Annotated in this window: 11 protein-coding genes and 2 pseudogenes; 1 reads left to right on the top strand and 12 read right to left on the bottom strand. The window is 38.6% G+C overall.

The window, feature by feature from the left end:
* Positions 1–276 (top strand): annotated as a pseudogene (locus F6K22_RS13890) (serine/threonine protein kinase); the annotation flags it as partial.
* 634 nt (positions 277–910) lie between these two features.
* On the opposite strand, the gene F6K22_RS13885 reads toward F6K22_RS13890, so the two are convergent.
* The 12 genes and pseudogenes from F6K22_RS13885 to F6K22_RS13830 form a co-directional block, all read right to left on the bottom strand.
* Positions 911–1804, bottom strand: coding sequence for a S66 peptidase family protein (locus F6K22_RS13885; protein WP_293098498.1), 894 nt, complete (start codon positions 1802–1804; stop codon positions 911–913).
* Positions 1805–1871: 67 nt separating this feature from the next.
* Positions 1872–2357, bottom strand: a complete 486-nt coding sequence (locus F6K22_RS13880; RefSeq protein WP_293098495.1) for an ATP-binding protein — start codon at positions 2355–2357, stop codon at positions 1872–1874.
* A 383-nt stretch (positions 2358–2740) separates the two neighbouring features.
* Positions 2741–3166, bottom strand: coding sequence for an ATP-binding protein (locus F6K22_RS13875; protein WP_293098492.1), 426 nt, complete (start codon positions 3164–3166; stop codon positions 2741–2743).
* 979 nt (positions 3167–4145) lie between these two features.
* The gene (locus tag F6K22_RS13870; protein ID WP_293098489.1) at positions 4146–4484 is read right to left on the bottom strand and encodes an anti-sigma factor antagonist; all 339 of its coding nucleotides are present in this window, start codon (positions 4482–4484) and stop codon (positions 4146–4148) included.
* A gap of 91 nt (positions 4485–4575) precedes the next feature.
* The gene (gene glgX, locus F6K22_RS13865) at positions 4576–6696 is read right to left on the bottom strand and encodes a glycogen debranching protein GlgX (protein WP_293098485.1); all 2121 of its coding nucleotides are present in this window, start codon (positions 6694–6696) and stop codon (positions 4576–4578) included.
* Positions 6697–7211: 515 nt separating this feature from the next.
* Complete coding sequence (locus F6K22_RS13860) at positions 7212–7403, bottom strand: hypothetical protein (RefSeq protein WP_293098501.1); 192 nt, start codon at positions 7401–7403, stop codon at positions 7212–7214.
* Positions 7404–7627: 224 nt separating this feature from the next.
* Positions 7628–7840, bottom strand: a pseudogene (locus tag F6K22_RS13855) (transposase); the annotation flags it as partial.
* A 280-nt stretch (positions 7841–8120) separates the two neighbouring features.
* The gene (locus tag F6K22_RS13850) at positions 8121–8360 is read right to left on the bottom strand and encodes a helix-turn-helix domain-containing protein (RefSeq protein WP_293098482.1); all 240 of its coding nucleotides are present in this window, start codon (positions 8358–8360) and stop codon (positions 8121–8123) included.
* A 219-nt stretch (positions 8361–8579) separates the two neighbouring features.
* Entirely contained in the window at positions 8580–8936 is a 357-nt protein-coding gene (locus tag F6K22_RS13845; protein WP_293098479.1) for an anti-sigma factor antagonist, read from the bottom strand.
* Positions 8937–9349: 413 nt separating this feature from the next.
* Positions 9350–9490 carry a hypothetical protein gene (locus F6K22_RS13840; protein WP_293098477.1) on the bottom strand — a complete coding sequence of 47 codons (141 nt, stop codon included), beginning with the start codon at positions 9488–9490 and terminating at the stop codon, positions 9350–9352.
* Positions 9477–11297 (bottom strand): AGE family epimerase/isomerase, encoded by a 1821-nt coding sequence (locus F6K22_RS13835; RefSeq protein WP_293098474.1) that lies wholly within the window; start codon positions 11295–11297, stop codon positions 9477–9479. The genes F6K22_RS13840 and F6K22_RS13835 overlap by 14 nt, the downstream gene beginning before the upstream one ends.
* Before the next feature lie 358 nt (positions 11298–11655).
* The gene (locus F6K22_RS13830) at positions 11656–12261 is read right to left on the bottom strand and encodes a DJ-1/PfpI family protein (protein ID WP_293098471.1); all 606 of its coding nucleotides are present in this window, start codon (positions 12259–12261) and stop codon (positions 11656–11658) included.
* Between the last annotated feature and the right edge of the window lie 654 nt (positions 12262–12915).

Raw genomic sequence — 12915 nt, 5'->3', positions numbered from 1 at the left:
TCAAAGATTTCTCACTCTTTGGAAATATTCGGGTTGAAGTGCTGGCAATCAACTGCACCTCGACATAAGATTACACAAATTGAAATCACCCCCTCATATATAATAAAAGAGAGCGAAGGAGGTACTGAAAGAGTACCTCCTAAAATTAACATTTGGGTAGGAATGAAGAAATTCACAGTGGATAATGGTACTGTCTTCTTGACTCTTCCTGAGCGTGATTGGCTTGCTCAGGAGTTAAGCTGCTGGCTAAATTTACCGATTAGCAAGGATTTTTAACAAAAAATTTTGACTCGCCAAAAAGTTAAAATTTAGGAAGGTAAAAGAGCTAAGTATTGGGAAAAGATGAAGAATACTTAGAGGTCTTACTCCCATCACAATAGAAGAAATTGGAAGTAGTCAAATATGATAATTCTTAACTCACAACTTCTTATATAAATAGGACTTACGCACCAGACCACAGATATAGCGTAAAAAACTATAACGTTATAGTTTTTGAACTCTATATATAGTAGCTTTGCGTAAGTCCTGATAAAATCAGGTTGAACACTTATTATATAACTCGATTCTATATCATCCGAAAATTTCAATAACTATAACGTTGCGCTTTGGGGTCATACCCCTCATTAGCGAAAAAAATCAGAAAGCATTACCGTAGGAGTTTGGTTTCCAAACCCTCATATAAAATCAGGTTGAACACTTATTGTATATCTGCGGGAGATTTTTGACAGGGTACAGGGGGAGATTGAATCAGGACTTACGCATGGGTACTGCATATAGCGCCAAAAACTATAACGTTATAGTTTTTAAACTCTACATATATGGTCTATGCGTAAGTCCTATGAATATTGAAGTCTAGATAGAATTATGAACATATATTTAGATAACCGGATTCTATATTGCTTCTTACTCCTTACTTCCTAATAATTTCCAGAATACCTTTATCTCCATCAAGATTAGCTTCCACTCCCACAGGTAAAGCAGCATTAGGGCTGTCATGACCAAAAGGAAGGTCAGAAACAATAGGAATATTTAGGTCAGCCAAGCGATCGCGCAATACGTCCTCTACAGTAAACTCAGTATGATTCATTCGTCCAGGGGAACACTTACTAAAGCGCCCCAGAGCGATACCTTTAACCTGCTGCAAAACACCAGCCATACGCCAGTGGGTTAACATTCGGTCAATACGATAAGGAACTTCATTTGTATCTTCTAAGGCTAAAATTGTCCCACTCAAATCTGGTTGATACTTAGTACCTAATAAATGAGTAGCAACAGTCAAATTAGCAGGCATTAAATAACCCTTTGCTTGACCACCACCCCAACCATTTCCTTTTAAAGGTTGTAGAGGACGACCCTCTATCAAATCAAACAGTCGTTGGATTGACCACTCTGGTTCGGCAGATAAGGTAGTCAATAATGGACCATGAACGCAGAGAAAGTCCATCTTACTAAAAGTCCAGAGTAGGGCTGTAATATCAGAAAAACCAATCAACCATTTAGGAGTAGATGTTGATGGCCATTGCCAATTTTCGAGTAAGCGAGTAGCACCATAACCACCCCTAGAACAGAGAATGCCACTAATATTTTTATTATTAATAGCTGTTGCTAATTGACTACAGCGACTTTCATCTGTACCTGCTAAATAACCCCACTGCTTGTCGTAGTTAGGAGTGAGTTCTACTTGATAGTCACGCGATCGCCAAATTTCCACTCCTTTTTTCAAAGCATCTAACTCTCGCAAACAGCCACTGGGTGAAATAACTTGTAGTAAGTCACCTGGTTTTAAGTAGTTTTGATTTAGCATATTAAGTACGATTCTCCCTAATTATGTTGTAGTAGACTGACACAGCTAAAATAGTGCATTAGATTTTTCACTGTAATTGTTGCCCTAGCAAGGTTTGGCAAATTTTCCTAAAGCAACATTTAAGGCGTGTCAGTCCAGTAGTCCTATTCACAATTAAAATATTACGATTTCGGTCGCCTACTCTTTCATACCTCCAGTCGTCAACAGCTTCCTTAGCTAAGTAAAGCCCCCAGCCACCTGGGTCTAAATTTTCTAAAAGTTCTCTTAAAGTTTCCCCTGTCACAGTTTCTCTTGTTGTGGGGTCAAATAGTATTGCAGTATCTTCAAGAACAATAGCGAGACTTTCGCAATCTATTTTAGCTTCCAGATATATATTTCCTTCTAATCCAGCTTCATCATAACCATGAGTAATAATATTTGTTGCTATTTCATCCACTGCTCTCTTCAATGATGCTTCTCTTGTTTCTAAACCAGCTTCTTGTGCTGCTGAAGCTACATATTGACGAATTTTTTGTAAATAGTCTAGGCTACCAGGCACTTCTAAAGGTTCCATAAATACTCCTTTTTTTGAGTTTTTTAGAAATAGTTTTAGTTAATTTATACCCACCTTTAACATTCAAATACAATCAAATTATAGTAAATATTCCACTTGGTAGCCACGCGATTAGTAAATATTCCACTCCTTTGTTAAAAATATCTAACTCTCGTAGACACCCAGTAAGTGAAATAACTTGTAGTAATACCAATTCACTTTAAGGATGTCACAAATAGTTTCAAACTTTAAATGTCAAATAATTGCCTCAAACTGTTGTCTTGTCAATTTTTTTAGCCTATCCAATCTAACTTCAGAATTCTGAATTCTGAATTCCGTAAAACGGTATAAGTCACCTGGTTTTAAGTAGTTTTGATTTAGCATATTCAGTACAATTATCCCTATTATGTTGTCGTCCTATTCATAATTAAAATATTACGATTTCGGTCGCCTAATCTTTCATACTTAAATTCATCAACACCCTCCATCGCTAAGTATACTCCTAAACCACCAATGGTACCTTCTTCTAAATTGCTTTGTAAATCTTCTTCTGTAAATGGTTCTTGTATAGTAGGGTCGTAAGGTATGGCTGTATCTTCAATACAAACAGTTAAATTTTGCTCATTTCTTTCTGCTTTGAGAAAAATATTTCCTTCTAATCCATTCTTATTATAACCATGAGTAATAATATTTGTTGCTATTTCATCTACTGCTAAACATAGTTTATATGATGCTTTCTTTTCTAAACCCGCTTCTGTTGCTGCTGACTTAATATATTGACGAATTTCTCCTAAATTCTCTAGTTTTCCTGGTAATATTAATGCTTCCATAAATACTCCTTTTTTTGTTTTATGCTAAGAGTTTTAGTTAATTTATTTGCACTGCCAATATAGTAATATCATCAAATTGTGGTACATATTCTATATAATCAAACAATCTATTTTTAATCTAATCTATCAATTATGACCCATAATTCGCAGGTTTTTCTACTATTTTTTTAAGTCTTTTATATGTAAATTAAGTTTCCCTCCATTTACCGAATAATTAAGGTAAAAAGCCTCTCCTAATTAGGAGAAACAAGCGGTCGGAAAGCGAAGCATGGAGTAGGATGGGATGGCGAGGTCTCCCGCTCTTTCAGAGCCGCTGCCTCTTGCCTCCTTTCCTTCGGAATGCTACGCAAACGGAGGAGCTGCCTCTTTCAGAGGAGCTGCCTCTTTCAGAGGAGCTGCCTCTTGCTACGGTAGCTCTCGCTTTTCATGTCGCGCAGCGTTGAAGTTGTGCGTTAGCGTTAGCGTCATATCCAATCTCCCCTCGATCAGAAAAAATTTTCACGCTCCGCGTCAATCCAATCCGTTTTAGGGAGAGGTAATTATCCATTAATGAAATAGCTGAGTCAACCTGTATTTGGATCTAGCACCCCAAAAAATCTTGTTATTAAGATAACAGTGTAGGAGAAAAATAGGGAAAAATCAGGTTTTTTGAATTAAGGAAATCTGCCATGTCTACTTACCCTTTTATTTAGCCAATTTTCACGACATAGCAGATTCTCATAGGTTATTAATTAGGGCTTGCTGATTAATTCTAAAAGCATTTACAGGTAAAGGGTTTAGCCTTCTTAGATGCAAAAAAAAGTGCTCTTGTTTAAGTCTAAAACCCTCAAAAAGTTAGCATTTTGGGCAAAATAAGGACAGAAAAATTGAAGGACAACTCTTACTCTTATCTCCTCTAAATTCCCTGTTTCTCCTGACTGCTGACTCCTGACTCCTGAGTCCTACCTCTACCAAAAGACTTTCCATAAGCAAACCCTAATTAAGCTTCTATCTTAGCCGCATCATACTCATCTAGCAAATAAACACTTTGATTGAAGCCAGTTTTGGTGATAGTATCCAGCACCATTTCTTGAACACCTACCATATAAATATCAACACCTGTTCCCATTTTTTGTTTAGCAAAAATCAATATCCGTAGACCCGCACTTGCCATAAATTCTAGGTCTTGCATCATCAAAACAAGTCTTTTCGGACTTGTCGCTGCTGCCTCTTCTACTTTTGTTTTAAACTCAGGAGCTGTAGCTCCATCTAGTTCTCCAGATAATGTTATTTTAGCAATATTATCTTTGATTGTTTCTAGGGTTACTGTAAAAGCCATAATTTTTCCTTTGTTGTTGATTTTTTTTGGATTTTGTAGCAATTTCACTATAGGTGAAATTTTTGGTCTCTTTATAATATCATTTCTGAGTTTATTTACTTACCAAAATAACTACGGAGCGATCGCCAACCATTAACCCCTGTTGATTTTCCAATATAGGTTCAGTTCCTGGTTCCCAAGCATCTTCTGGTGAGCTACAAGCAGTATTAGCAAAAACGTGCCAATGTTTCCCCTCTGATAAACCGGGAATTTCAAACCAGACAGTTTCCCAGTGCATATTCATTGCTACATAAATATCATTATCTTGCTCTGTTGCCTCTCTAGCGTGTTTACCACAAAGCATAAAAGCCAAAGTTCGAGAATGAGCTGACCAGTCAGCATTCCAAACCTTAGTACCATGCCAAGTAATATCAGAATTTCCACTACCTGCATAATCTTGATTTCGGAAATGGTTGCGATTTCTCAATACTGGGTGAGCTTTCCGAAATGCAATGCAATTTTTCACAAACCTAAATAACTCAGCATTAGTTTCCAATAATTCCCAGTTTAGCCAATTTAGTTCCGAGTCATGGCAATAAGTATTATTATTACCATTTTTGCTCCGCCCTATTTCATCACCCATCAACAACATAGGAACACCTTGACTAACCATCATAATTGCGATCGCATTTCGCATCTGACGACTACGCAAAGCATTTATCCCTGGATCATCAGTCCAACCCTCCGCTCCACAGTTCCAACTTTCGTTATCATTCGCACCATCATTATTATTTTCACCATTAGCTTCGTTATGTTTCTCATTGTAGGAAACCATATCAGCTAGAGTGAAACCGTCATGGGCAGTAATAAAATTAATAGATGTTGCAGGTGCGCGACCTTGCCAAGCATATAAGTCTGGGGAACCTTGTAATCGTTGCGCCATTTCCCCTACAGTACAATCACCTTTAATAAATTTACGAATTGCATCGCGATACTTACCATTCCATTCTGCCCAACGTCCAAAAGCAGGGAAAGAACCCACCTGATATAAACCACCAGCATCCCAAGCTTCTGCAATCAACTTACAGTTAGCTAAAATTGGGTCAAAAGCCAAAGTTTCTAATAGTGGAGGATTTGCTAGAGGTGCGCCCCAGGGGTCGCGTCCGAGAATTGAAGCCAAATCAAACCGGAAACCATCAATATGGTATTCACTTGCCCAATAGCGCAAACAATCTAACACAACATTTCTAACAATAGGATTATTACAGTTAATAGTATTACCACAACCACTAAAGTTAAAATAATAACCTTCCGGCGTCAACATATAATATGTCTTATTATCAATACCCCGGAAAGAAATTGTCGGACCATTTTCATTTCCTTCTGCTGTGTGGTTGAACACAACATCCAGAATTACCTCAATTCCATTTTTATGCAGCTCTTTAACTAGAGTTTTTAACTCATCCATCTGCATTCCTAACTTACCTGTAGCTGCATATCCTGCCTTGGGAGCAAAAAATCCAACCGTGCTATAACCCCAATAATTGTAGAGCATTTCCCCTGTTATCGGGCTGGGGCGGGAATTTTCAAACTCATCAAATTCGTAGATCGGCATCAACTCCACCGCGTTAACACCCAATTCTTTGAGGTAAGGAATTTTTTCCCGGATAGCAGCAAATGTTCCCGGATGTTTGACACCAGAAGAGGGATGAGCAGTAAAGCTGCGAACGTGCATTTCATAAATAATTTGATCTTGTGGCGGTATTTCTAGAGGGCGGTCATTTTCCCAGTCAAAATCATCATAAGCAATTCTAGCTCGATGTTGATAATTGTCATCCCAGTTAGGAAAGACTCCCCAAATATCCCGACCCCCAATAACCTTAGCGTAGGGATCCATGAGAATTTTACTTTTATCGAACCATTGACCGTCATGGAAATTATTAGGTCCATCCATGCGGTAACCATATTCGATATTTTCTATATCTAGGTCGAAGACAATCATGCAATAAACGTTCCCAATTCTAAATTCTTCGGGAAAGGGAATTTCTGCCATTGGTTTTGGATCACCTTTTTGAAACAAGACCAATGTACAGGATGTGGCATGAGAAGAGAAGATGGAAAAATTTACTCCCCCCGGCACCAGAGTTGCACCGAATGGAAAAGGTTTCCCACTACGCAGTTTCAAGTCACCGTGACTGTGGGTAGGGTGAATATCAATACGATCTAATTGCATGACTTTATGATTAATTATGATGGGGAAATAGGAGAGGTAATTAATAACATCTCCGGAAAATATGGAACACTTAACACTTAACACTTAACACTTAACCCACCCCTAACCCCTCCGGTGGAGGGGAGTAATTGATAATTTATGGATGAGAATTGATTTGATTTTTAATTTTCACGCCTATGTCTAATAATTAATAATTCAGGACTTAGGCTCCTACAGCGTATTTTCGTCATTGCGACCCATATGGAAGCAATCTCAAATCCTAGCTATTGGTAGGGTGTGTTAGCGGTAGCGTAACGCACAAAGACCTATATCTATTGCCAGTGCGTAAGTCCTATTTATATTTCTTACTCCGTTCTTAGAAACCTATGATTATCTATATAAATCTATGATTTTCTCTAGATAGCCTGTTCTATTCCCTATTCCACTGGTAACGTCGGCGTTCTCCAGATCCTCTGGCTGTCACGGGCGTTTGCTGCGCAACGCTAGCGCGAAACGCGGAACGCGGAGCGTAGCTCTCACTGCCCGCCATAGCTAAATTTAATGCTGCATTCAAGTCTCGTTCGCGCGGTTCGTTGCGGAGCAATCACAAATGAAATTGCAGTATTCGCAATTTGATTGCGCGCTCTGATAACAACAGAGACCCGCGATTCAGTTCCACACCTACTGCAGGTCTTAGAACTAGGAAACCATCTATCCACATATAGCAGCTCAGAACCATATAACTTGCACTTGTACTCGCGCCTGTCGGCGAAACTCGTAAAACCCCATAGACTAGGGCAGCCTTAGCTAGCTTGTGATTTGCCATCATTCCTGATACATTTAAGTCTTCACCCACCCCTCTAGCTCCCATCCCGGGAGGGGATGGGGGTGGGTTGTGATTCTTGGCTAAGTAAGCTGTCAATTTATGGAATGTATCTTTTCTGATGTTAGCTATTCTGCTATGTAACTGAGCTATCTTTAGTTGTGCTTTTCTCCAATTATTAGAAAACTTGACTTGATGTCGGTTCAGATATTGCAACCGAGAAAGTTTAGCTTCTAATTTTCTTTTCGATTTAGCACCCTCAAATACTTCACCAGTCGATAACGTAGCTAATGATTTTACTCCTAAATCTACTCCAACTACATCTACTGATTTCTCAGTAATTATATTTGCTGTTTCTCAGAGCGAAACTGACAAACCATCTATCAGCTTTTTTAGTTATAGTTATAGCCACACGGAGTAACATTGTCTGGCAAAATTTCATAAGTTTTCACCCATGCGATTCTTGGTAATTTTATGCGATTAAAGCCTACTGATATTGAGCCCGATACGAGTAAAACTATCGTCTTTACCTTTTTTCTTGAATTTAGGTTGACCAGACACTTTGGTGAATCTTCGTTTCCAAGCTAGAGATAAATACCTCAAAGCATACTGAGGCACTGTTTTAGACACTTCGTACCGACCAATAGTTATGAGGTTTAACCATTGCTACTAAAAGTTTATGCTTATTCGTTGCCGTCGGAAATTTAAGTTTACTATCAGGATTATTTGAATTGTGATTAAGGATGTTTTTAGTTAACCACAATCCCCAATTGTAAGCATGACGGGCCACACCTGCGTGTTTAGCCAGCAGCGTTTTTTGCTGGTTTATGGGATGTAATTCAGTTTTGAATCCTAATAGCATAAAACAGATAATCCCAGATTTTTATAGATAATACCAGATTTTAGCCAACAGTTACAAGCCCTTTCACAAAAATTGGATATGTACTTTAAATGCTGAACAGCTTAACAAGATTTTACCGAATAATTAAGGTAAAATGCCTCTCATGGGCAAGGAGAAACAATGAATTAATTTTCTTTTTATTCAATTCTTTTCCTTTTAGGGAGAGGTAATTATCCATGATCAATTATCAATTATTGACTTTAGCGTTGCCATTCCTGACTCAACATTTTCAGCAGTTGCAAAAAAGTCTAGAAACCCAGTCACAGACATGGTATCTTGAAGATCTTCAGAAAGTCCGACTAATACTACTTTTCCTTTTTTTGCTTGTGTTTGTCGGTACAATGATAGTAATGTACGCAACCCTGCACTAGACATATATGGCACATTGCTCATATTTATCAGAATTTTGCATTCAGGAGTCGCTAGGGGGAGAATTTCTTCTGAAACTTTAGGTGCTGTACTAGCATCAATATCCCCTGTTAGTTCTACTACTGTAATATTTTCTTCTATTGTTCTAATATTAATTTCGATTGCCATTGGATTTAGTGTAATAATACTCAGGTGTTTAGATAGATTGGGTTGAAGAACGTTTGTCTAGGACAGGCTAATGCCAGTGTGGAACGTCTCTGTTAGGGCAGCTTATCCGCAGGATAAGGAGAAAACCCAACACAATAGGTATTATATAGAATCCGGTTATATAATAATATAGGAAGTATCGGGAGATGGGAAGATGGGGAGATGGGAAGATGGGAAGATGGGGAGATGGGGAGATGGGGAGGTAAATTTTCACCTTTTCCCCCTATTCTATTTCTCTAACTCCTGAGTTCTGTACGTCCCCAAAAGGAAAGGTTAGGACAGCTCTACACTTTTGAACTCAGACAAAGTCAGGACTTATGCAGAGACTCTACATATAGCGAGGGCGAATCCCATTTGCCCCTACATATGGTGGTTTAAAAGTCGATTTGTGTAAGTCCTGAAAGTAAGACTTTCCCTTCTTCCTTCTTCCTTCTTCCTTCTTCCTTCTTCCTTCTTCCTTCTTCCTTCTTCTTTCTTCCTTCTTCCCTCTTCCCTCTTCCTTCAGGTAGGTACAATATTTACCTTAACTTTCACCCTTTCTTTAGTATCAGGCAATTTAACACTCAGTTTATCAGCATCAAAATCACTGTAGGGTTTGCCATCAATTTCTACAGAGCCAATTTTAATACTACCTGGAGGTAGAATATCTGGCGACACCCGCAGAATATTATCAGGGAAACCACCAGGAATAGGCTTAAAGTAAAAATCCATTGGCTGCTTATTAACCAATAGATTAGTATAAACAGCCGCGAGGAAAGCTAACTCTGTAGAGTGATAACCGCTCATGGAGTGGGAACCTTTACCCCGTTCGTTACCACTTGCCAAGAAAGGAATACCATTAGCAAGAACGTTGAAATAAACCCCTCCATCTTCTGTATCTAAGAACCAAGCGTTGTAAAAAGCAGCAGCTTCCCGCGCTAACCGATGATATTCCGGCTCTTTGAGAATTCCGGCGAGAATATAATAAGCTAGAATAGACTGTTCTTGCTGCCACCAAGCTTTGCGGTCGTGCCAAACAAAACGGTGAGTCTTTTCACCTTCTCCTAATGCTCTTTCTACCACATCATACCAACCACCTCGTTGTTGGTCACTACCCACTCCTGGCATTAACTCAGCAATTTTCTTTGCCAGATTAACATAAGCATCCTTGGGTTTGAGACTATTCATCCGCATCAAATTCCAAGCAATTTTCATGTTGTGACCAACTACTGCTCGGTTTTGCTGCCATCCCCAAGTCTGGTCTGGACTCCAATCTTCAAAGAATTTTTCATTGACGAAGGGGGAGTTTTCATAATCGGGGAAACGCTTTTCAATAGTATCGAAAGTGTATTCAAGCATATCTGCATATTCTGGTTTTTCTGTTACTAACCAGAGATTAATTAGATATGCTGGTGCATGGTCACCAACTGAGTTCCAGTTTTTCGTACCTTTGTTCCGACCTAATGACTCACTCAGAGGATCTAGAGTAATAGGATCTAAGTGGGAATAATAACCACCACGTTTGCTCTTATCCAGGTAGAAGTCGTTGAATAACTTAATCGTTTTCTCGGTATCGTCCATGATCCGAGGGTCGCCATTGAGCCGATATGTTTGTAATGGACCTGCAAGGGCGTAAATTTGTTCGTAAGCAGGAATAGCATCGTAGTCATCGCCAAATTCTGAAGCGAAGATTTTTTGTTCCCGCTCTCCTTGTACATCAATACCGTGATACCAATAGACAATTCCTTCGTCTAAGTCTACAAACCTCATGTGGTCTCGCAGATATTCGGTGCCTTTTTCTGCTGCTTCTAGAAAAGTTTCTTCCCCAGTCATCATATAGGCAGTTGCCATCCCGTAAACCATCCGGGAAATAGTATCAGTTTCTTGAGAGAAGTTTACCTGAGATTTTGCACCGGATAGACTTAGGGTTGTGCGATAGTTGCGATAATCAATTTCTTCATCGCCAAACTGAGCTTTGACATAAAAATTAGCAAGGGAACGCACCTGGTCTACCCACCAGTTTGGTTTCTCAAAAACGTAGTCGTCTGCTTGGCGACCGACAAATATAATTTGTTTGGCTTCAAATATGGGGCTATCTGGGTAAAAGACTCCGTATGTAAATATATACCTACCAGGTACTAACATTGACCGCATCGAACCTGTAGCATCTGGGTATGCTTCGTCTAAGTTTTGTACGAGTTTGGCGTAAGATATCGGACTTAGTCTGGCTTGAAATTCTCTGCCATCTGTTGTTTTGATGCCAAAAATGTCTTTTTCTTTGTCGAAACTGGTGACATATCCTGCTATTAGGTCGGAAAAGGTAAATTCTAAGGGGATACTCATTTTTTGGTTATCTTTGACAATGTTTACAAATAGAAATTAAAAAATCATGATTTCTGCTAACTCTTGTAGCCATTTGTTCTGTCTACTTAGTTGGGAAATGTGGAGCATATAGCAATAGACAGGTAGGGCGCGGATATATAATAATGATGAATCTTAGACTAGGCTATTTTTTTTCACTGTTTCCTATTCCCTATTCCTTGGTCTATAAACACCTTGCTCGCACTCACCAATAATTGAAATTTGGCAGACTACTCTGGTCATTTTTTTCAGTTTCACCTCATAATTCAGAATAATTCAGACTAGAATTATGAGATGAAACTTTCCTCTAATTACCTCTGAAAAAAGCCAGAACTACAAATCAATTATTAGCTTCGATCGCTTCTACAAATTTTTCCATAAATTCATCTGTCACCCCTGGATGTTTTGCCGTAATTAAGTTACCATCAATTACTAAATCTGCTGTTTGATCTCCATTAAATATTACATCTGCTCCAGCATTTTCTACATCACAAATAATGTTATGAGCGCAGGTAACTTTTTTATTTTTAATCATTTCATTGTCGGCACAAAATAGCCATAAACTATGACAAATTGCTCCTAATTTTACATTTTCAGTATTGACAGCTTTGCGGAGAAATGCTACTGCTGGAGCTTGGTTGGGTTCTCCTTTTTTGGGGTTTACCTGATACCTCAATCTATCCATAGCATAAGCGCCAATACAAATTATCCCTTTATAGTCTGAGGGGTTAATATCATTAACTTCTGTAGAAACAGTAACTTGTTGTTCGACAACATTATTTTCTGGGTTAGAGCCAAAATGTAATTCTTTTTGCCCCCACAGATGAGTAATATATTCTACTTCATAGCCTTTTTGAGGGAAAAATTCATTAAATTTCAGATATTCTGTAGAATCGAAATGGTCTTCAATTAAAACTCCAATTTTACCTTTTGTTGCTGTTGCCATATTTTTGTTGCTCCTGATTTTCTTTATAGTGTATAATCTACTTTCGTGTCAAGCCTTAAATGTTACTTTAGAAAAATGGTACGATGATGATTTTTAAACACTTTTTGTCAAAAATCTATTGCACTACTTTCAGCTTGACACGACACTACGAATTAATTTTTGACATTTTTAAGATATTATCTGTTAAACCGCAATATTGATTGGTTTTCCCATAGAATGCCCCCCTTTCAAAGCTATGCTTTATAAACATCTTTCTTAAGATAAAACTTAGACATTAGAAAAAGGTTATGTTTATTACGATTCAATGGATATGATAGGAGAGTAAACGTATTTAATTAGAGGCGAAACTCCCCCCACCTCCCCATCTCCCCACCCCCCCATCTCCCTATCAGAAAAGGATTTTAGGAGTTCCTTATCAGGGATAGCTTTCACTCGTGGGGATCGAGAGCGCCGGTCTTCAAGCAACATTTTGATAAATTGATTAGCCAAAATTTATGAATAACTATAATTTTACAGTTTGTCGTCTATTGACATCCTCCCGACGCTGCTCTCACGAGACAGCGCGGGATTCCCTAACAGTGATGCTAGGGACTTTCTGCTTCAATGCACCCGCCTGACGAGATTTACTCCCAGAAGGTCTTACAGTCGCTCCAC

It is taken from the genome of Okeania sp. SIO2F4, assembly GCF_010672385.1.
Lineage (GTDB): Bacteria > Cyanobacteriota > Cyanobacteriia > Cyanobacteriales > Microcoleaceae > Trichodesmium.
Note: the sequence above shows the minus strand (reverse complement) of the source record. Positions and strands in the feature narration are given on the sequence as shown.